Origin of the sequence: Streptomyces sp. SM18 (assembly GCF_002910775.2) — a bacterium.
GTDB classification, from domain to species: Bacteria; Actinomycetota; Actinomycetes; order Streptomycetales; family Streptomycetaceae; genus Streptomyces; species Streptomyces halstedii.
This window is the reverse complement of sequence record NZ_CP029342.1, coordinates 7,107,951-7,126,311: the sequence shown is the minus strand read 5'-3', so window position 1 is coordinate 7,126,311 and position 18,361 is coordinate 7,107,951. Positions and strand designations below refer to the sequence as shown.

Annotated in this window: 19 protein-coding genes; 12 read left to right on the top strand and 7 right to left on the bottom strand. The window is 71.3% G+C overall.

The genetic code is table 11. The features are described 5' to 3' along the window. Position 1: 1 nt before the first annotated feature. From B9S64_RS31640 to B9S64_RS31630, 3 genes are all read right to left on the bottom strand, one after another. Positions 2-1,075 carry a WxL protein peptidoglycan domain-containing protein gene (locus B9S64_RS31640; RefSeq protein ID WP_103493760.1) on the bottom strand — a complete coding sequence of 358 codons (1,074 nt, stop codon included), beginning with the start codon at positions 1,073-1,075 and terminating at the stop codon, positions 2-4. Positions 1,076-1,151: 76 nt separating this feature from the next. Then, complete coding sequence (locus tag B9S64_RS31635; RefSeq protein WP_103493759.1) at positions 1,152-3,128, bottom strand: metallophosphoesterase family protein; 1,977 nt, start codon at positions 3,126-3,128, stop codon at positions 1,152-1,154. Between the two features lie 135 nt (positions 3,129-3,263). Further along, positions 3,264-4,475, bottom strand: coding sequence for a HupE/UreJ family protein (locus B9S64_RS31630; protein WP_103493758.1), 1,212 nt, complete (start codon positions 4,473-4,475; stop codon positions 3,264-3,266). A 218-nt stretch (positions 4,476-4,693) separates the two neighbouring features. On the opposite strand from B9S64_RS31630, the gene B9S64_RS31625 reads away from it, so the two are divergent. The 6 genes from B9S64_RS31625 (at position 4,694) to B9S64_RS31600 (ending at position 11,216) form a co-directional block, all read left to right on the top strand. After that, complete coding sequence (locus B9S64_RS31625) at positions 4,694-5,362, top strand: hypothetical protein (RefSeq protein WP_103493757.1); 669 nt, start codon at positions 4,694-4,696, stop codon at positions 5,360-5,362. Positions 5,363-5,530: 168 nt separating this feature from the next. Beyond that, positions 5,531-7,063: an ABC transporter substrate-binding protein gene (locus B9S64_RS31620; protein ID WP_103493756.1), complete on the top strand. Its 1,533-nt coding sequence runs from the start codon at positions 5,531-5,533 to the stop codon at positions 7,061-7,063. 1 nt (position 7,064) lies between these two features. Continuing rightward, entirely contained in the window at positions 7,065-8,009 is a 945-nt protein-coding gene (locus tag B9S64_RS31615) for an ABC transporter permease (RefSeq protein ID WP_103493755.1), read from the top strand. Next, on the top strand, positions 8,006-8,845 hold the full coding sequence (locus B9S64_RS31610) for an ABC transporter permease subunit (RefSeq protein WP_103493754.1): 840 nt from the start codon (positions 8,006-8,008) through the stop codon (positions 8,843-8,845). Before B9S64_RS31615 ends, B9S64_RS31610 begins: the two co-directional genes overlap by 4 nt. Continuing rightward, entirely contained in the window at positions 8,833-10,437 is a 1,605-nt protein-coding gene (locus B9S64_RS31605) for an ABC transporter ATP-binding protein (RefSeq protein WP_109492185.1), read from the top strand. The genes B9S64_RS31610 and B9S64_RS31605 overlap by 13 nt, the downstream gene beginning before the upstream one ends. Then, positions 10,434-11,216: a trans-aconitate 2-methyltransferase gene (locus B9S64_RS31600; protein ID WP_103489502.1), complete on the top strand. Its 783-nt coding sequence runs from the start codon at positions 10,434-10,436 to the stop codon at positions 11,214-11,216. The genes B9S64_RS31605 and B9S64_RS31600 overlap by 4 nt, the downstream gene beginning before the upstream one ends. Before the next feature lie 229 nt (positions 11,217-11,445). Here B9S64_RS31600 and rpsN read toward each other — a convergent pair whose 3' ends face one another. Continuing rightward, positions 11,446-11,751: a 30S ribosomal protein S14 gene (gene rpsN, locus B9S64_RS31595; RefSeq protein ID WP_103489501.1), complete on the bottom strand. Its 306-nt coding sequence runs from the start codon at positions 11,749-11,751 to the stop codon at positions 11,446-11,448. Further along, a complete protein-coding gene (rpmB, locus tag B9S64_RS31590; protein WP_103489500.1) occupies positions 11,751-11,987 on the bottom strand; it encodes a 50S ribosomal protein L28 in 237 nt (78 codons plus the stop codon). The genes rpsN and rpmB overlap by 1 nt, the downstream gene beginning before the upstream one ends. 69 nt (positions 11,988-12,056) lie before the next feature. Between rpmB and rpmG the strand changes: the two genes are divergently transcribed. From rpmG to rpsR, 4 genes are all read left to right on the top strand, one after another. Beyond that, the gene (rpmG, locus tag B9S64_RS31585; protein ID WP_028440560.1) at positions 12,057-12,221 is read left to right on the top strand and encodes a 50S ribosomal protein L33; all 165 of its coding nucleotides are present in this window, start codon (positions 12,057-12,059) and stop codon (positions 12,219-12,221) included. Between the two features lie 64 nt (positions 12,222-12,285). Beyond that, entirely contained in the window at positions 12,286-12,549 is a 264-nt protein-coding gene (locus B9S64_RS31580) for a type B 50S ribosomal protein L31 (protein WP_103489499.1), read from the top strand. Next, positions 12,549-13,703: a GTP-binding protein gene (locus B9S64_RS31575; protein WP_103489498.1), complete on the top strand. Its 1,155-nt coding sequence runs from the start codon at positions 12,549-12,551 to the stop codon at positions 13,701-13,703. The genes B9S64_RS31580 and B9S64_RS31575 overlap by 1 nt, the downstream gene beginning before the upstream one ends. A 44-nt stretch (positions 13,704-13,747) precedes the next feature. Next, positions 13,748-13,990 carry a 30S ribosomal protein S18 gene (rpsR, locus tag B9S64_RS31570; protein WP_103489497.1) on the top strand — a complete coding sequence of 81 codons (243 nt, stop codon included), beginning with the start codon at positions 13,748-13,750 and terminating at the stop codon, positions 13,988-13,990. Positions 13,991-14,080: 90 nt separating this feature from the next. On the opposite strand, the gene hypB is transcribed toward rpsR, so the two are convergent. Further along, positions 14,081-14,887 (bottom strand): hydrogenase nickel incorporation protein HypB, encoded by an 807-nt coding sequence (gene hypB, locus B9S64_RS31565; RefSeq protein WP_103491747.1) that lies wholly within the window; start codon positions 14,885-14,887, stop codon positions 14,081-14,083. Positions 14,888-14,892: 5 nt separating this feature from the next. Then, positions 14,893-15,225: a hydrogenase maturation nickel metallochaperone HypA gene (locus tag B9S64_RS31560; RefSeq protein WP_203631474.1), complete on the bottom strand. Its 333-nt coding sequence runs from the start codon at positions 15,223-15,225 to the stop codon at positions 14,893-14,895. Positions 15,226-15,475: 250 nt separating this feature from the next. Between B9S64_RS31560 and B9S64_RS31555 the strand changes: the two genes are divergently transcribed. After that, positions 15,476-16,531, top strand: coding sequence for a hydrogenase expression protein HypE (locus tag B9S64_RS31555; protein WP_103491742.1), 1,056 nt, complete (start codon positions 15,476-15,478; stop codon positions 16,529-16,531). A gap of 35 nt (positions 16,532-16,566) precedes the next feature. Then, a complete protein-coding gene (locus tag B9S64_RS31550; RefSeq protein ID WP_103491741.1) occupies positions 16,567-18,360 on the top strand; it encodes a nickel-dependent hydrogenase large subunit in 1,794 nt (597 codons plus the stop codon). Position 18,361: the final 1 nt, after the last annotated feature.

Below are 18,361 nucleotides of genomic sequence, written 5' to 3'. Positions count from 1 at the left end.
GTCAGGCCTGGTGTCCGGCGTTCTCCCGCAGCGCCTGGTCCACCGCCTCGCGTACCCGCTCCTCCTCCCGCTCGGCACGCCGGGCGCGACGGCGCCGGGTGAGCACGAACGCCGCCACGGCCGCGGCCACGACGAGGATCAGGATCACCAGCGCCGTCCACGGCACGGCCCAGCCGTGCCCCGTGGCCCGTACGGGGTCGAGCGCGGTGGTGGAACCGGCCGCGTCGGTGATGAGCGGGGTGACGGTCGCGGTGGCGGTGAGCCGGAAGGCGGGGGTGACGTCGTGGACGGGGACCGTGACCTTCCAGCGCTCGCCGGGCAGCAGCTCAGGCGGCGCCGCGACATCCGCCGCGTCGGTGCTCAGCGTCCCGAAGGGGCCGGTGAGGGTGACCTTCTGGGTGCCGGAGAGCAGGGCGTTGCCGGTGTTGTGGAGGGTGTACGTGACCGTGGCGTCGCCCCGGGCGAACGGGTTGGCCGATCCGTCGTACCCGACGCGCACGTCCTCGACCGCGAGGGCGGGCCGCAGGGCTCCGCTGACGCGGAGCTTGATCCGGATGCCGAGGCGCCGGTCGACCGCGATGCCCTCGGCGTCGTCGGACTGCTTGAGCGAGGTGAGGATGCCGCCCACGTAGTCGCCGGGGGTCGCGTCGCGCGGGACCGTGACGGTGAAAGGGATCTCGGCGCTCTTGCCCGGGGCTATCTCCACGCTCGTCCTGGGGGTGTGCACCCAGGAGCCGATGGAGCGGGACTTCTTGTCCTGGGTGAGGAGGTCGAGGCCGCCCTTGTCCGTGGTGTAGCCGTCGGCCGCGTAGACCGCCAGGCGCAGCGGTTCCTTGCCGTGGTTGGCGACGACCATCGCGTCCTCGGCCTCGCCGCCGGGGTTGACGCCGTAGCTGAAGCTCGACCGGTCGTCCCCGTAGTCGTTCGCCGCCGTCCGGACCGTCCAGGTGACGTCGCCTCCGGCCGCCAGGGCCGGAGCGGCGGACATGCCGGACACCAGGGCCGTGAGCAGGATGAGGAGGGCGGTGCGGGCGAGGGCGGGGAGGGGGCGGCGAGGTGGTGCCACTGCGTACATGGGGTCTCTCTCGGAAGGGGGGCGTGGCGGGCTCCGGCGAACTGCCGGAGCCCGCCACGCCGGTGGAGCGGGAACGTCAGCTGCTCAGCGCGGTGATGGTGAGGGTGGCGCGGTAGCCGCCCTTCTGGACCGTGTCAGGGATCTTGAGGGCCAGGTCGGCACCGAGCTTGGCGGTACCGCGGGGGTGGCCCTGGGGCGCGGAGCCGAGGCCCCGCGAGATGGACAGGCCCTGCCCCTTGCCGTCGTAGCCGGAGGCGACCGGCGAGCCGGCCTGGGCGCCGGCGCCCTGGTCGAGCACGTACGGCTTCCAGCCCAGGTAGGAGCCCGCGAACGTCTTCTCGGCGTCCTTGAACGCGCTCACGTCGGCCGAGACCGACCACGGGGAGAGCGAGCGGCGGGTGTCCGACACGAGGATCGGGTTGATCTTGCCGGAGGCGGTGAAGTGGTCGCCGTTCTCCTCCTTGGCGGTACCGAGGTCCACCAGGCCGTTGTAGCCGTCGATGGTCCAGCCGAACTCGCCGGGCGCCACCTCGGGCACGTCCACCTGGAGGGACTGGCCGTCACCGTTGTACGGGTGGACGGTCACCTTGTCGACGACCGAGCCGACCGGCTGCGCGGCGGTGGTGTTCTTGCACCAGTCGCCCTTGGAAACCTGGGAGTTGGGAGCCTCGCAGGTGCCGCTGCGGAGGTTCTCCACGACGAGCTTGTCGTTGCGCACCCCCACCTTGACGTAGCTGCGGACGTGCTCCTGGTTCTGCACCGAGTTGTACCAGTAGCTGTCCGGGTTCAGCGGGTCGGGGCCGTTGCCCGCGCCGCTGGTGCCGCTGTTGTCGGGCGTGGTGATGTCGTAGTACTTGGAGCCCGAGGCGGAGTTGGCCGTGACGTACAGGACGCCGCCGGGGCCCGGGTAGACGTCGGACGCGCCGGGCTGCTCCTTCGCGTCGGCCTTCTCACCGTTCTTGATGAGGTAGCTGCGCGAGTAGCTGTGGTCGTGACCCTGGAGGACCAGGTCGACGCCCAGCTTGGAGAAGGTCGTCGGGAAGTCCACCCGGCGGACCTTGTTGTCCTTGTCCTTGGCGTGCGAGGCCGGGGAGTAGATCGCGTGGTGGTAGACGAGTACCTTCCACTTGGCCTCGGAGCCGTGCTGGTTGATGACGTCGGTGACGTACTTGGTGTGCGCCTCGTCGCCCCCGCCGCCCTGGGAGGTGGCGTAGCTGTTGCTGTTGAGGTCGATGAACAGCACATCCTTGTAGATGTACCAGTAGTTGCCGCCGGAGGTGTTGGATTCGGGGTTGCCGTTGGCGTACAGCGAGCCGGAGCGGTCGGTGTTGGGCGTCGAGAAGTGCTGCTCGTACGCCTTGCCGCCGACGTCGTGGTTGCCGATGGTGGCGGCCCACGGGTACTGGCGGAGCTGGTCGGGCGCCAGGAAGGAGGTCCACTGGGACTCGTTGTTGGCGCTCTCGACCTGGTCGCCGCCGGAGACCAGGATCTCGGCCTTCGGGTTGGCCTTGGTGGCCACGTCGAGGGTGTCCTCCCAGCCGGCCTGGTCCTGCGCCAGGTCCCCGGAGGAGCCGATCTGCGGGTCGCCGAGGAAGAGGAAGTCGTACTCGCCCTCGAAGTCCTGCGTGGTGAAGGAGTACGTCTTCGACCAGTTGCCCTCGGTGCCGACGCGGTAGGAGTAGGCGGTGTTCTCCTTCAGGCCGGTGAGGGTGGCGTTGCGGTTGTAGCCGCCGCTGCCGGCGATGTTCGCGGCGCCCAGCGCGTCGAAGACGGCGGAGTCGGCGGGGAACTCGCCGCCGGTGAGGCGCGCGGAGGGAACGAGCTGGACCTTCTGCGCGGTGTCGGCGGAGGAGTACCAGTTGACGGTGCGCTGGGTCTCGTTGGCGCCGACACCCAGGACGATGCCGGAGAGGGTGGAGGATTCGGCCGCGGCGGCCGGTGCGGCCTGTCCGCCCGCGAAGGCCACGGTCAGACCGAGGAACGCGGCGGTCGCGCCGGTGGCCACACGGTGCCGCACAGGCCCACGGGCCTGCGGGGAGGAGTTCGATCTCATGAAGTGTCGTTTCTTCTGTGTACGAACGGTGCGCATGCGGTGCACATGCGAGGGTGGACGCCACGCTGTCGGCGCCAGATGAACGCCGCTTGAATGTGATCTTGGCGTGGGCTGAACATCACCGCTGACCTGCGCTTACGATCCGGTCACCCGCTGCACGAACCAGACGAGCCCCATCACGGCCACGCCCGCCGACAGTGTCCCGGTGGCCCACAGCGCGGCCCGGGGCGAGCGGCGCCCGAGCAGCAGGAGAAGGGGGAACAGCACGGCGATGACGGCGAGTTGGACGGCCTCGATGCCGATGTTGAACACCAGCAGGGACCACAGCAGCGTCCAGGACCACGCGGCCTCGATGCCGAGCGCCCCGGCGAAGCCGAGTCCGTGCACGAGTCCGAAGCAGAACACCACGCAGAGCCGGGTCCATCCGGCGCGGTCCAGACCGAACCGGCCCCCGGTGGGCGCCGGGAGGTCGCCGACGGCGGTGCCACGCCCGCGGATCCGCCACAGGTGCCAGCCGGCGACCACGGCGATGGACAGGGCGATGACGGGTTCCACCAGGTCGGCGGGGACCTCGACCAGCCCCAGCGCGGCCAGCAGGAACGTCACCGAGTGGGCCAGGGTGAATGCGGTGGCGGCGAGGACGACCTCGCGGGGCCGCCTGGACCCGGCGATGAGGGCGAGCAGGAACAGGATGTGGTCGGTGCCGGTCAACAGGTGCTCGGCGCCGAGCCGGAAGAACTCCCAGAAGCGCTCCGCCCAGGACTGGCCGATCGAGAAGGACGGGTGCCCCGTGTCGAGGGCGGCGCTGCCCGTGAGGCCGTCGACGTCGTAGGTGACGATCGTCTTGGTTCCCTTGACGTACCCCTCCGCGTCGGGGAAGAGGGTGCTGCGGATCTCGTGGTCGCCGGTGCCGTGTCCGGCACAGGTCCAGTCGAGCGTCAGGAGCGCGTAGGGCACGCCTTCCTCACGGCCCGTCCGGAACGTGCCTACGGGGGCCGGTGCGCAGACGGCGCCGCCCGTGGTGACCGTGAAGCGCCGGGTGACGTAGTCGACGGCGGTCTCGCGGTGGGCGTCGAGGGCCGCGGACCGCGCATCGGCGTCCCCGTTCTCGAACGCGTCGGTTCCGTCCCGGAAGAGGGGGTCGTCGTCGCCCGCGTCGGCGGCCGAGACGACGAGCAGGTCGTACTCCAGTTTGAGTTCGGTCCGGATCGGGCCGTCACGGTCGGCGGTGACGTGCGCGTACACGGTGGAGGTGAAGCCATGGGCGGCGGCGGGCCGCACAAGGCCGAGGAAGAGGAGAACCGCCGCGGCGAAGGTGAGCAGAAGGCGGCGGACACGGTGTGACATGGGGCTCCTTGGGGTTGCCCGTGCACCGTGCTGGTCGCGGATGAACCGATGACGACCGAGCGGCGAATCATGAGAAAACAAACGTTCGACGGGGGTCGGGGTGATGGAGATCGTGCGTGGCGGAAGCGCAGGATGAGGGAGAAGCCGCGTCGAGCCACCCGCGCCCCGCGCTCCCGCCGGGCCGCCGCCGCGGACCCTTGTACCGGAGGACGATCGTCGTGCACCGCCCGCTCCTGGCCGCCGTACTGCTCGTGGCCGCCGCCCTGCTCACCGGATGCGCCTCGGGTGACGACTGGTCGAAACCACGCCCCGGCCCCGCCGCCGTCGGCGAACTGGGCGTGGGATTCATCGATCCGGACTCCTCGCCCGCACCGGAGTCGACCGTGACACCGAGCCCGGGGTCGTGGTCCGGCGTCCGGCCCTCGGCCGGCACGCGTGTCGTCCTGCTCACCGCGGGTCAGGACCGTCCGACGAAGGCCCTGGTGAAGGCGGTGAAGGCGTGGGCGAAGGACGAGGACGTCGATCTGCGGACGGTGACCGCCTCGGACGCCGCCGACCACGTGCCCGCCGTCACCCGGGCACTGGACCTGCGCCCCGACCTGATCGTCAGCGCCGGCAACGACCTCGTGGACCCGCTGGCGACGGTCAGCCCGAGCCATCTCGACCAGGAGTTCCTGATCGTGGGGGCCGAACTCGCCGAACCCACCGAGAACGTGACGGCCGTGGACTGGTCGGGCGCGTCGTTCCGGGGCGAAGGGCTCGGCATGGCCTCGACGTACGACCCGGGCTCCTTCACCGATGCCCGCTGCGCGGCCGCCGTCCGGGCGGGCGTGGCGGCGGTGCTGACGGGACACACCGGGATCGTCCTGTGGCTGGACAAGTTCTAGGACGTCTCCGCGCGGCCCGTGACGGGCTTCGGGCGCGCCCAGCCGTACGAACCCGGTGGTCGCCCGAGCACCAGTGTGGGCCACACCATAGGAGGCCCACTTGCCAATCGGTCGCAACAACACATTGGATGCATATGTAAATGACGTTCGATCAGGAGGTGCCCGCCGGTGCCTGTCGCTCCCACACGCCGAAACGCGCTCCTCATGGCCGCCGCCGTGGGCACCGGCCTGTTCACCGGCTGCTCGTCCGCCGCCTCCGGCTCCTCCTCCCCCAGGAAGGGCGGAAGCCTGCGGGCCGCCTTCCCGGGCGCGGGCGTCAAGGAGACGATGGACCCGCACGCGCAGCGGCAGTTCGTCGACATCGCCCGGCACAAGGCCGTCTTCGACAAGCTGGTCGACCTCGACGCCTCCCTGCGCCCCGTCCCGAGGCTGGCCCGCACCTGGACCAGCGACGCGTCGGCCCGCGTCTGGAGGTTCGAGCTGCGTGAGGCACACTTCCACGACGGGCACGTCCTCGACGCCGACGACGTCCTGTACAGCCTCGCGCGCATCCTCGACCCCAAGGCCGCCGACCATCTGGCGAAGAAGTCCCTCTCCTCCGTGGACCTCCCCAACTGCCGTGCGGTGGGCAGGCGGAGTGTGGAGATCAGGCTCACCCGGCCCAACGCGGAGCTGCCCGCCCTGCTGGCGATGACCGGTACGGCGATCGTCCGCGACGGCTGGGACGATCCGCGGCATCCCGTGGGGACCGGCCCGTTCCGGTTCGTCTCCTTCACCGCCGGGCGCTCGTTCGTCGCCCGCCGCTTCGACGACCACTGGAACGGTGCCCCACACCTGGACGAGGTGCGCGTCCTGTCCGCGGAGAGCGAGGCGCGGGGCGCCGCCGTGCGCAGCGGCGAGGTGCACTACGCGCACGAGATGACCCCGACCTTCGCCCGCACCGTCGAACACGACAGCCGGGTACGGGTGGTGGCCACCGCGCGCAGCGGCGTCCAGGGCTTCGCCCTCAAGACGGACCGGCCGCCCTTCGACGACCCGGACGCGGCGATGGCCGTCAAGCTGCTCGTGGACCGCGAACGCCTGGTGGACGTGGTCTGCGCCGGCCGTGCCGAGATCGGCAACGACCTCTACGGCAAGGGCTACACGTACTACCCGGACGGCCTGGAACAGCGCGAGCGGGACGTGGCGGAGGCCCGGCGGCTGCTGCGGCGGTCCGGGCTGCTCGGCAAGACCGTGTCCTTCTACACGTCCACGGCCTCGGACAGCTTCGCCCAGGCCGCCCACCTCTTCGCCGAACAGGCCGAGGAGGCGGGACTGAGGGTGAAGATAACCAACGGGCCTCCGGAGTCGTACTTCACCGATGTGCTGACCACCGGGACGGTGACCAACCACCGCTGCGGCGCCATGTCGATCCCCACGTACATCAGCGAGCGGCTGCTGACCGAATCGCCGCAGAACGCCACCGCGTGGCAGCGCCCCGACTTCGACGAGGCCTTCGCGGCGGCCCAGGCAGTCACCGACGACGAGGAGCGCGAGCAGCGCTACCGGTCGGTGCAGCAGACGCTCCGGGACCGTGGCGGGCTGGTCCTGTGGGCCCACCCCCAGTGGCTGAACGCCGTCTCCCGCACTCTGCGCGGGGTGAAGGAGGCGCCGCCCAACACCGTGGACTGGGCCAGGTTCGACACGGTGTGGCTGGACTGAGGTGCTGCGGTACGCCCTGCGCCGCGGCGGCTGGACCGTCGTCCAGCTCGCCGTCCTCAGCGTCGTGGTCTTCCTGCTGACCGACCTGCTGCCGGGCGACGCGGCCACCGTGGACTTCAACGAGCAGGCCGGCCTGGACCAGGTGGCCCAGCTACGCGAACAGATGGGGCTCGACCGGCCGGCGGCCGAGCGTTTCGCCGACTGGGCGCGCGGTCTGCTCACCGGCGACCTCGGCACCTCCCTGGTCGGCGGCGGGCCCGTGAGCGGGGTGCTGGCCCGCTCCGTCACGGCGACGGCCGCCCTCGCCGCCGTCACGATCCTCCTGCTGGTTCCGCTGGCCGTCGTCATCGGGCTGGTGACCGGGCTGCGGGCGGGCAGCCGCACCGACCGCGTGGTCTCCGCGGTGACACTGACGCTGACCTCCGTGCCGGACTTCGTCCTGGCCCTTCTGCTGGTGGCCCTGTTCTCCCTGCGGCTGGGGTGGCTGCCCTCCACCTGGGTGGGGGCCGACGACCTGTGGTGGCAGCGCCCCGAGCTGTTCGTGCTGCCGGTGGCGGTCCTGCTGGCCAGGACCGTGTGCGTGCTGTCACGGCAGATCCGGGCCGGCACCCTCACCTCGCTGAACGCCGGATACACCGTGCAGGCCCGCCGTCTCGGAGTGCCCCCCGTCCGGCTCGTACTGCGGCACCTGCTGCCCAACGCCGCGGTCCCCGGCGTGCAGGAACTCGCGCGCACCGGCGACCATCTGCTGGGCGGTGTGCTGGTGGTCGAGGCCGTCTTCGCCGTTCCCGGCACCGCGACGGCTCTGGTGGAGGCCGTGCAGAACCGTGATGTGCCCACCGTCCAGGCGCTCACCCTCACCCTGGCCGCCGTCGCCTGTCTGCTCAACCTCGCCGCCGACCTGGTCAGCCGACGGCTGGCCCCCCGCACGGAGGTACTGCGATGAACGGCCGCCGGTACCGGCGCACGGCCACCGGGGCGCTGCTCCTGGCCCCGCCGTGCGCGGCCGCCCTGATCGGCCCGTTCGTCACGGACTCGCCCGTTCCGTCCGAGGGCATGCCCTACGCCAGGGGCGACGGGCACGTGCTGGGCACGGACGCCCTCGGCCGCGACGTCCTGGCGCTGCTCCTGCGGGGCGGGGCGAGTGCGCTCGGGGTGGCCTGCGCCGCGGTGGCCCTGGCCTGCGTGGTCGGGGCCGCGATCGGGCTGACGGCCGCGGCCTCCCGCAGCCGGTGGCTCGACGATCTGCTGATGCGGCCGGTCGAACTCCTGCTGCCCCTGCCCTCCCTGCTGGTGATCAGCGTCATCGGGGTCGGGTGGCGCGGGCATCCGGTCGCCGTGGCCCTGGCGGTCGCGGCTCTCAACGTGCCCGCCGTGGCACGGCTGTTGCGGGCGGCGGCCATGGACGCGGCCGGCGGTCCCGTCGCGGAGGCGATGCGGCTCCAGGGCGAGTCGGCGGCGCGCGTCCTGATCGGGCACGTGGGGCGTGCCGTCCTGCCGGTGGCGGCCGCCGACGCCGGTACCCGGGTGGGGTCCGCGGTCTTCACCGTGGCAGCGGCCAACTTCCTCGGACTCGGCCTGGACCCGACCTCCCCGGACTGGGGCGTGGTGATCGCCGCGAGCCGGGAGGCGCTGTTCGTGCAGCCATGGGCGGTCGTCGCCCCGGCGCTGATGCTGGTGATGTTCACCGTCGGTGCCAATCTGCTGGCCGACGGCCTGCTGCCGCGCGGGGACGGACGCGGGGAGACCACGCGGGGGAAGGAGCGGGCATGGAACCGGTGATCGAGGTCCGCGGACTGACCGCGCGGGCGGGGACGGCCGTCCTGCTGGACGGCGTCGGCCTGACCGTCGCGCCCGGTGAGGTGACGGCTCTCGTGGGGCCCTCCGGCAGCGGCAAGACCACCGCCGCCCTGGCCCTCCTGGGGGAGTCGGCCACCGGTGTCCGGCTCAGCGGCGAGGTCGAGGTCGCGGGCACCACGGTGGTATCGGCCGACGGGCCGACCCGCCTCGCGCCGTCCGTACGCGGCCGGGTCGTCGCCTACATGCCCCAGCACCCGGCCCATGCCCTCAACCCCGCCCGGCGGACGGGCTCGGTCCTGGCCGAACTGGCCCGCCTGCACCGGCCCGGCGGCGGGCGCCCCGCCGCGGCCGGGTACGCGGCCGAAGCCCTGCGGACCGCCGGACTGCCGGACGGCCCCGCGACCCGTCGCCGCTTCCCGCACCAGTTCTCCGGCGGGCAGCGGCAGCGGGTGGCCCTGGCCCAGGTGCTCGTCTGCGGCCCCCGTGCCGTGGTCCTCGACGAGCCCAGTACGGGCCTGGACACCGTGGCGCGGCTGCGGCTGGCGGGAGAGCTGACCCGGCTCGCGGCCGACGGGATCGCGGTGCTGCTGCTGAGCCACGACCACGACCTCGTACGGGCGGTCGCCACGCGGACCGTGCTCATGGACCGGGGACGGGTCACGGCCGAGGGCCGCACGGCGGACCTCCTGCCGGCACGGCCGGCCGCACCTGTTCCGGCCCCCGCCTCGGACCCGGCCCCCTCCCCCGGCGGCGGCCGGGCCGCCCTGCACGCCCGCGGCCTGTCCGCGTGGCTGCGCCCCGGACGGCGGGGCGAGGTGCTGCGCGACGTGACCGTGCGGGTGCCGGAAGCCGGCTGCACGGCCGTCGTCGGCCCCTCGGGCAGCGGCAAGACGGTCCTCGCCCGGTGCCTCGCCGGGCTCCACGAACGCCACGACGGAGAGGTGTCCCTGTTCGGCGAACCGCTGCCGGTCCTGCGCCACCGGACGCCACGGCAGATCAGGGCCGTGCAGTACGTGTGGCAGGAGGTACGGAACTCGTTCGACGAGCGGCGCACCGTACTGGAGCAGGTGGCCCGCACCGCGGTACGCCTGCGCGGGCTGTCGCCGCGGGAGGCCGAGCGGCGGGCGATGCGCGTGTGGGAGCGGCTCGGTCTGTCCTCGGAACACGCGGCGCGGCACGCCGGATCGCTCTCCGGCGGGGAACTGCAACGCGCCGCGCTGGCCCGCGCCCTGCTCGCCGAGCCCGTGGTGCTGATCTGTGACGAGATCACCACCGCGCTGGACGAGGTCAGCACCCGGGCGGTGACGGAGGAGATCACCCGGCTCCGCGAGGGGAGCGGCACCGCCGTGCTGTGGATCGGTCACGACCTGCGTCTCGTGGAACGGCTCGCCGACGACCTGGTCGTCCTCGACACCGGCACCGTCGTGGACCACGGCGACCGCCGGTCCGTACTCACCGCCCCGCGCTCGGAGACCACCCGCCTGCTGCTGCGCTCCCGGCATCTGGGTGCCGTGGCGGCCGCGGGCACGCCCACCCCGTACGACGCGCCGAGAGAGGGACAACCACACTCATGACAGCAACGACCAGCACCGACTGGCAGCGGTGGCAGACCAGTTGGGACCGCCAGCAGGAGTGGTACATGCCGGACCGCGAGGAGCGGTTCCGGGTCATGCTCGACACCGTCGAGGCCGTGGCCGGACCCGCGCCGCGCGTCCTGGACCTGGCGTGCGGCACGGGCAGCATCTCCGACCGGCTGCTGCGCCGGCTGCCCGGGGCCACCAGTACGTGTGTGGACATCGACCCCGCGCTCCTGACCATCGCGCGTGGCCACTTCGCCGGGGACGACCGCGTCACCTTCGTCGAGGCCGACCTCACGGCACCCGGGTGGACCGAGCGTCTCCCGCACGTGTCCTACGACGCCGTGGTGACGGCCACCGCCCTGCACTGGCTGGACACCGAACCGCTGCGCCGCCTCTACGGGGCCCTGGCCGGTCTGCTGCGCGAGGGCGGTGTGTTCCTCAACGCCGACCACATGGAGGACGACTCCGCTCCTCGCATCAACGCGGCCCTTGGAGCCCTGCACGCCCGACGCCAGGAGGAGCGACGACGGCAGGGGGCTGCGGACTGGGTGGACTGGTGGCAGGCGGTGGCGGACGACCCCGTCCTGGCCGGTGCCGCGGCCGAGCGCTTCGCCCTGCTGGGCGACCCGAGGAAGCCCCGGACCGGCGACGGACCACGCGATCGCCCCACCCTCACCCGCTGGCACGTCGAGACCCTGCTGGAACAGGGCTTCGGCGAGGCGCGGCAGGTGTGGTGCTCCGCGAGCGACGCGCTGGTGGCCGCCCTGCGCTGACGGCGGCACGTGCTGACGGTGACGTGGCGGGGACGCCGGGCGGGCCCCGCGGACTCAGTGGTTCCGGTCGCGCACGGCGGCCACGACCGTCAGCACGGTGCCCCACGACCGGCACGGTCACCGCGAGCGGCTCACCACGGCGAACCGTTCGCGCGGCCTCGGCCGACCGCGCCCCCGACCGCGGCGGGTGGCCGCACACCCCGCCTCGCGCCGGGTGTGCGGCCCTCCGTCACCAGGACGACTTGGTCACTCCGGGAAGGAACCCGGCGTGTGCCTCCTCACGCGCCCGGACCCGGGACAGCCCGAACTTCCGCAGGTAGCCGCGCGGGCGGCCGTCCACGGCGTCCCGGTTGCGGACCCGTGTGGCACTGGCGTCACGCGGCTGGCGCCGCAGTTCCTCGACGGCCGCGGACCGCTCCGCCTCGGGCGTACCGGGACGCCGGATGATCTCCTTCAGCTCGGCCCGCCGGGACGCGTACCGCCGGACGACCAGCTTGCGCTTCTCGTTCTGCGCGATCTTGCTCTTCTTCGCCATCAGACCTTTCCCCCTCGCGCCCGGATGCGGGCCACTGCGGCCTCGATACCGATGGTGTCGACGGCCTTGATCGCCTTGGCGCTCAGCGTCAGACGCACATGACGGCCCTCGCCGGGCAGCCAGTAGCGCTTGCGCTGGATGTTGGGGTCGAACCGGCGTGAGGTGCGCCGGTGCGAGTGGGAGATGTGGTTGCCGAAGCCCGGCTGGGCGCCGGTCAGTTGGCAGTGGGCGGACACGATGATACCTGCCTCTCGTCGAGTGGCCCCATTATTGAACATGGAAACCATTGCCATATAGTAGCCCGCATGGCTCGCAACGAACTACGCCCGATCATCAAGCTCCGCTCCACCGCGGGCACCGGATACACCTACGTGACCCGCAAGAACCGCCGGAACGACCCCGACCGGCTCGTACTGAGGAAGTTCGACCCGGTGGTGCGCCGGCACGTGGACTTCCGCGAAGAGCGCTGACCACCGACCCGGCCCGACCTGCCGGCCTTGCCCGACCTGCCCGACCTGAACGAAGGACATCGCCATGAAGCCCGGAATCCACCCCTCGTACGGCCCCGTCGTCTTCCGCGACAAGGCCGCCGACTTCGCCTTCCTGACCCGCTCCACCCTCGCCGGAACCACCGGTGGGCGCACCGTCGAATGGGAGGACGGCCACACCTACCCCGTCGTGGACGTGGAGATCTCCTCCGCGAGCCACCCCTTCTACACCGGCACCGCCCGCGTCCTGGACACCGCGGGACGGGTGGAGCGGTTCGAGCGCCGCTACGGCAGCCGGGCGGACCGGTGATGGACGACAACCGGAAGCTGTCCGTCGCCGTCGTCAGCGGGCTGCACTCCGACGCCCGCCGCGAGGTGGTGGAGGGGCTGCTCAGGGCCGTCCCGCGCAGCGTCGCGCTGCACCACGACCTGACCACGGCGGACGGCGGTACGGTGCGCCGCACGGTCCGCGACGCCTCCGGCGAGCGGTCCGCCGGCGAGGCGCCCCTCGTGAACGACTGCGCCTGCTGTGCCCTGCGTGAGGACCTGATCCCGGAACTGGAGCGACTCGCCTCCGACGGCAGCACCCGTCTCGCCGTACTCGAACTCTGGGACTCCGTCGAACCCAAGGCCATGGCCGAGGTCGTCGCCGCCCACGGCGCCGGGTGGGCCGAGGTCACGAGCGTCATCACCGCGGTCGATCCGGCCCTCGTCCTGCCCTACCTGGTCAACGGCGACGACCTGGCGGACGCCGGGCTGGCGGCGGCCGCGACCGACCAGCGCACCGTCGGCGACACCTGGGCCCGGCAGCTGGAGTACGCCTCCGTGCTCGCCCTGACCGACAGCGAGGCGGCCGACGACGAGGACCGCGCGCTCATCGGGCAGCTGCACCCCACGGCCCGGCACGCGGCGGCGGGTTCACACGCGCTGGCCGAACTCGCGCTGTCCGGGTTCGACGTGGAGGCGGCGGCCGCCCGCCAGCACCCCGCGTGCGCGCTCCTCCCCCAGGAAGCCGACGCGTCGGGAGTCAGCACCCTCGTGTGGCGCAGCCACCGTCCCTTCCACCCCGAGCGCCTCTACGACGCGCTGGAGGACCTGTGCTGCGCGGCCGCCCGCAGCCGTGGCCGGTTCTGGCTCGCCGACCGGCCGGACACCCTGCTCTCCTGGGACGCGGCCGGCGGCGCCCTGTGCGTGGAGGACACCGGCCCCTGGCTCGCCTCCCTGCCGGACGCGGCCTGGGAGATGGTGCCGCCCTTCCGCCGGGCCGCCGCCGCCCTGGACTGGCATCCGGAACACGGCGACCGCTGCCAGCACCTGGTCTTCGTCTCCCCCGGCCTCGACCGCGAGGGACTCACCGCGCTGCTGGACTCCTGCCTGCTCACCGACGCCGAGTACACGGCCGGGCCCGAGGCCTGGAAGAGCCTGCCCCCGGCCTTCGACCCCCTCCTCGACCCGGCGCACTGACCACCCCGGCCCGCCCGGCCGACCGACCACCGAAGGAGTGCCCGATGGCACGCCGTACAGACCCCCGCAAGCCGCTCAAGACCCGTCCCAACCCGCTCGACGCGGCCGAGATCACCTACATCGACTACAAGGACACCGATCTGCTGCGGAAGTTCATCTCCGACCGGGGCAAGATCCGCAGCCGCCGGGTCACCCGTATCAGCGCCCAGCAGCAACGCCAGATGGCCACGGCGATCAAGAACGCCCGGGAGATGGGTCTCCTGCCCTACTCCAGCGCCAGCAGGTGACGCGGCCGGGTGACGCCGGGCGGCGCGGCCGGCACCGGCCGCGCCGTGGCCGGACGCCCCGCCCGGCGGCCCCGGACGGCGCGGCCGCCGCTACTTCTGGCCGGCCAGCCACTCGTACCAGTCGGCCAGGCCCTCACCGGTGGTCGCCGACATGCCCAGCACCCGGACGTCGGGGTTGACCTCACGGGCGTACCGCTCGCACCGCTCCACGTCGAAGTCGACGTAGGGCAGCAGATCGGTCTTGTTGACGACGATCAGGTCCGCGGCCTCGAACATGTACGGGTACTTCCGCGGCTTGTCGGTGCCCTCGGTGACCGAGATGATCACGACCTTGCTCTGTTCTCCCAGGTCGAACAGGGCGGGGCAGACGAGGTTGCCCACGTTCTCGATCAGCAGCAGCGAGTCCTGGGCCGGGGAGAGCGAGGTGAGCGCCTCGCGCATCATCTCCGCGTCGAGGTGGCAGCCGGCCCCGGTGTTCACCTGCGCCACCGGGCATCCGGCGCGCCGGATGCGCTCCGCGTCCAGTCTGGTCTCCTGGTCGCCCTCGACGACCGCCAGCGGCCGCGACCCGGCCAGCTCGCCAATGGTGCGTTCGAGCAGGGTGGTCTTCCCCGCGCCCGGTGAACTCATCAGGTTCACCGCCACGATCCCCCGGGCGGCCATCCAGCGGCGGTTGCGCTCCGCGAGGCGCTCGTTCTTGGCCAGGACCCGCTGTTCGAGCGTGACCGTCTCGTGGTCGGGCGCCGGACGGCCGTGCTCGTGCGGGTGGTCGTGGTCGTGGTCGTGGTCGTGCACATGGTCGTGCCCATGGGGGGTTGCCGCCCGCCCGTCCAGCACGGTGACCCTCGTACCGGCCTGCCCGCCGTCCTCGTCACCGCAGCCGCAAGTACCGCACATGGAAGTCAACCCACTTTCATCGAGACGATCTGGAGTTCCCGTCCCGACGTGACCCGTACGTCCGCGCTGCCGCACGGGCACAGCGGGATCAGGTCGGCAAGGGCGAATTCGACACCGCACGTACGGCATCGGGCCGATCCCGGCGGTTGATCGATCTCCAGCAGCGCACCCTCGGCCACCGTTCCCTCGGTGACCAGGTCGAAGCAGAAACGCATCGAGTCGGCGACGACCGCGGTGAGCGCACCCACCCGGACGACGACCGACCGGACCGGACGTCCGGCGGCGCGTTCGCATACGGCGTCGACGACGCTCTGTGTAATTGCCAGTTCGTGCACCACGGCCTCGTTCGTACCGTTCTCGCGATGGGCGTCCCGACCGTAGGCCGTCGTGCGCGCCGCGCGACGCGGCAAATCGCCCCGCGGACCGGGTGTGTCACCCGACCGGCTCATTCCGTCCACGGAATCACCGTGTTGCCGGTGCTCCCGCGCCGGGGCTAGATGGTAGCAATATGCGCGAACCCACCCGTGTGTGGAAAGCCGGGCTCAGCGACACGACGGGACGGCTGTCTCCCCGAAAGGCGAGAGCACTATGCCTACAGAGGAAGCGGTAAAGGCGGAAGAGACACTGATCCATGTGCTGTGGATCAATGCGGGACTCAGTTGTGACGGTGATTCGGTGGCCCTCACCGCGGCCACTCAGCCCAGCATCGAGGAGATCGCACTCGGCGCTCTGCCCGGCCTTCCGCAGATCGCGGTGCACTGGCCCCTGATCGATTTCGAGTGCGGCCCCAACGGCGGCGCCGACGACTTCCTCGAATGGTTCTTCAAGGCGGACCGCGGAGAACTGGAACCGTTCGTCCTCGTGGTCGAGGGGTCCATTCCCAACGAGCAGCTGCACGACGAGGGCTACTGGTGCGGATTCGGCAACGACCCCACCACCGGGCAGCCCGTCACCACCAGCGAGTGGCTCGACCGCCTGGCGCCCAAGGCCACCGCGATCGTGGCCGCCGGGACCTGCGCGACCTACGGCGGGATCCACGCCATGGCGGGCAACCCGACCGGCGCCATGGGGGTCCCCGACTACCTGGGCAAGGACTGGACGTCCAAGGCGGGCATCCCGATCGTGTGTGTCCCCGGCTGCCCGATCCAGCCGGACAACCTCTCGGAGACGCTCACCTACCTGCTCTACATGGCCACCGACCAGGCCCCGATGATCCCGCTCGACGACGCACTGCGCCCTGCCTGGCTGTTCGGGCAGACGGTGCACGAGGGCTGCGACCGGGCCGGCTACTACGAGCAGGGTGACTTCGCCACCGAGTACGGCTCGCCGAAGTGCATCGTCAAGCTGGGCTGCTGGGGTCCCACAGTCAAGTGCAACGTGCCCAAGCGCGGCTGGATGAACGGCATCGGCGGATGCCCCAACGTGGGCGGGATCTGCATCGGGTGCACCATGCCGGGATTCCCGGACAAGTTCATGCCGTTCATGGACGAGCCGCCCGGCGGAAAGCTCTCGACGAACGCGGTCGGACTGTACGGAAACACGATGCGGCGGCTGCGCCACCTCACGACGCACACGCTCGACCGCGAGCCGAAGTGGCGTAAGCCCGGCAGGAAACTGACCACCGGCGCCACCCGCACCTGGTAAATCACCGCAGGAGAAAGAAAGACGAGGGTGGCGTAATGACCGCGACGCAGCACACGGGCGCCAAAACGGCCCCGGGTAAAGACGGCCTGGTGGAGATGGCATGGGATCCCATCACCCGGATCGTCGGCAGCCTGGGAATCTACACGAAAATCGATTTCAAACAGAAGGTCGTCGCCGAGTGCCACAGCACCAGCTCGATCTTCCGCGGATACTCGGTCTTCATGAAAGGCAAGGACCCGCGCGACGCGCATTTCATCACCAGCCGGATCTGCGGAATCTGCGGGGACAACCACGCCACCTGTTCCTGCTACGCGCAGAACATGGCCTACGGGGTGAAACCGCCGCACCTCGGTGAATGGATCGTCAATCTCGGCGAAGCCGCGGAGTACATGTTCGACCACAACATCTTCCAGGAGAACCTGGTCGGGGTCGACTACTGCGAGAAGATGGTCGCCGAGACCAACCCGGGCGTGCTCGACCAGGCCAACCGGACCCCCTCGCCGCACGCGGACGCCCACGGGTACAAGACCATCGGCGACATCATGCGGTCGCTGAACCCGTTCACCGGTGAGTTCTACCGGGAGGCGCTCCAGGTGAGCCGGCTGACGCGGGAGATGTTCTGCCTGATGGAGGGGCGGCACGTCCACCCCTCCACGCTCTACCCCGGTGGTGTCGGCACGGTCGCGACCATCCAGCTGATGACCGACTACATCACCCGCCTCCAGCGCTACGTGGAGTTCATGAAGAAGGTCGTGCCGATGCACGACGACCTCTTCGACTTCTTCTACGAGGCCCTGCCCGGGTACGAACAGGTCGGCAACCGGCGCATCCTGCTCGGCTGCTGGGGGTCGTTCCAGGACCCGGAGCACTGCAACTTCCAGTACAAGGACATGACCGGCTGGGGCCGGAAGATGTACGTCACCCCCGGCGTGGTCGTCGACGGGAAACTGGTCACCACGGACCTGGTGAAGATCAACCTGGGCATCCGCATCCTGCTCGGCTCGTCGTACTACGGCGACTGGGAGGACCAGGAGATGTTCGTGACCCACGACCCCCTCGGCAACCCGGTCGACCGGCGCCACCCCTGGAACCAGCACACCAATCCCCGGCCCCAGAAGCGGAATCTGGAGGACAAGTACAGCTGGGTCATGTCACCCCGCTGGTTCGACGGCAAGGACTACCTCGCGCTCGACACCGGAGGCGGACCGCTGGCGCGTCTGTGGACGACGGCGCTGGCCGGACTGGTCGACATCGGCTACGTCCAGGCGACCGGCACCAGCGTGAAGATCAACCTCCCCAAGACCGCGCTCAAGGGCCCGGTGGAGCTGGAGTGGCACGTACCGCGGTGGAGCAACACCATCGAGCGCAACCGCGCGCGGACCTACTTCCAGGCGTACGCGGCCGCCTGCGCGCTGCACTTCGCGGAGAAGGCCCTCGTGGAGATCCGGGCCGGACGCACCAAGACCTGGGAGAGGTTCGAAGTGCCGGAGGAGGGCGTCGGCTGCGGCTTCACCGAGGCGGTGCGCGGCGTCCTCTCGCACCACATGGTCATCCGGGACGGCAAGATCGCCAACTACCACCCGTACCCCCCGACCCCGTGGAACGCCAGTCCCCGCGATACCTACGGCACACCCGGTCCCTACGAGGATGCGGTGCAGGGGCAGCCGATCTTCGAGGAGAACGACCGGGAGAACTTCAAGGGCATCGACATCATGCGCACGGTGCGCAGCTTCGACCCCTGTCTGCCGTGCGGGGTGCACATGTACCTCGGTGAGGGCAAGAAGCTGGAACTGCTGCACTCCCCCACCCAGTCCGCCGGCGGTGAATGAC

What these genes read in the sequence shown, in the direction of transcription:
- B9S64_RS31640 (WP_103493760.1), bottom strand. Translation starts at nt 1,075, where the DNA reads ATGTACGCAGTGGCACCACCTCGCCGCCCCCTCCCCGCCCTCGCCCGC.
- B9S64_RS31635 (WP_103493759.1), bottom strand. Translation starts at nt 3,128, where the DNA reads ATGAGATCGAACTCCTCCCCGCAGGCCCGTGGGCCTGTGCGGCACCGT.
- B9S64_RS31630 (WP_103493758.1), bottom strand. Translation starts at nt 4,475, where the DNA reads ATGTCACACCGTGTCCGCCGCCTTCTGCTCACCTTCGCCGCGGCGGTT.
- B9S64_RS31610 (WP_103493754.1), top strand. Translation starts at nt 8,006, where the DNA reads ATGAACGGCCGCCGGTACCGGCGCACGGCCACCGGGGCGCTGCTCCTG.
- B9S64_RS31605 (WP_109492185.1), top strand. Translation starts at nt 8,833, where the DNA reads ATGGAACCGGTGATCGAGGTCCGCGGACTGACCGCGCGGGCGGGGACG.
- B9S64_RS31600 (WP_103489502.1), top strand. Translation starts at nt 10,434, where the DNA reads ATGACAGCAACGACCAGCACCGACTGGCAGCGGTGGCAGACCAGTTGG.
- rpsN (WP_103489501.1), bottom strand. Translation starts at nt 11,751, where the DNA reads ATGGCGAAGAAGAGCAAGATCGCGCAGAACGAGAAGCGCAAGCTGGTC.
- rpmG (WP_028440560.1), top strand. Translation starts at nt 12,057, where the DNA reads ATGGCTCGCAACGAACTACGCCCGATCATCAAGCTCCGCTCCACCGCG.
- B9S64_RS31580 (WP_103489499.1), top strand. Translation starts at nt 12,286, where the DNA reads ATGAAGCCCGGAATCCACCCCTCGTACGGCCCCGTCGTCTTCCGCGAC.
- B9S64_RS31575 (WP_103489498.1), top strand. Translation starts at nt 12,549, where the DNA reads ATGGACGACAACCGGAAGCTGTCCGTCGCCGTCGTCAGCGGGCTGCAC.
- rpsR (WP_103489497.1), top strand. Translation starts at nt 13,748, where the DNA reads ATGGCACGCCGTACAGACCCCCGCAAGCCGCTCAAGACCCGTCCCAAC.
- hypB (WP_103491747.1), bottom strand. Translation starts at nt 14,887, where the DNA reads ATGTGCGGTACTTGCGGCTGCGGTGACGAGGACGGCGGGCAGGCCGGT.
- B9S64_RS31555 (WP_103491742.1), top strand. Translation starts at nt 15,476, where the DNA reads ATGCCTACAGAGGAAGCGGTAAAGGCGGAAGAGACACTGATCCATGTG.
- B9S64_RS31550 (WP_103491741.1), top strand. Translation starts at nt 16,567, where the DNA reads ATGACCGCGACGCAGCACACGGGCGCCAAAACGGCCCCGGGTAAAGAC.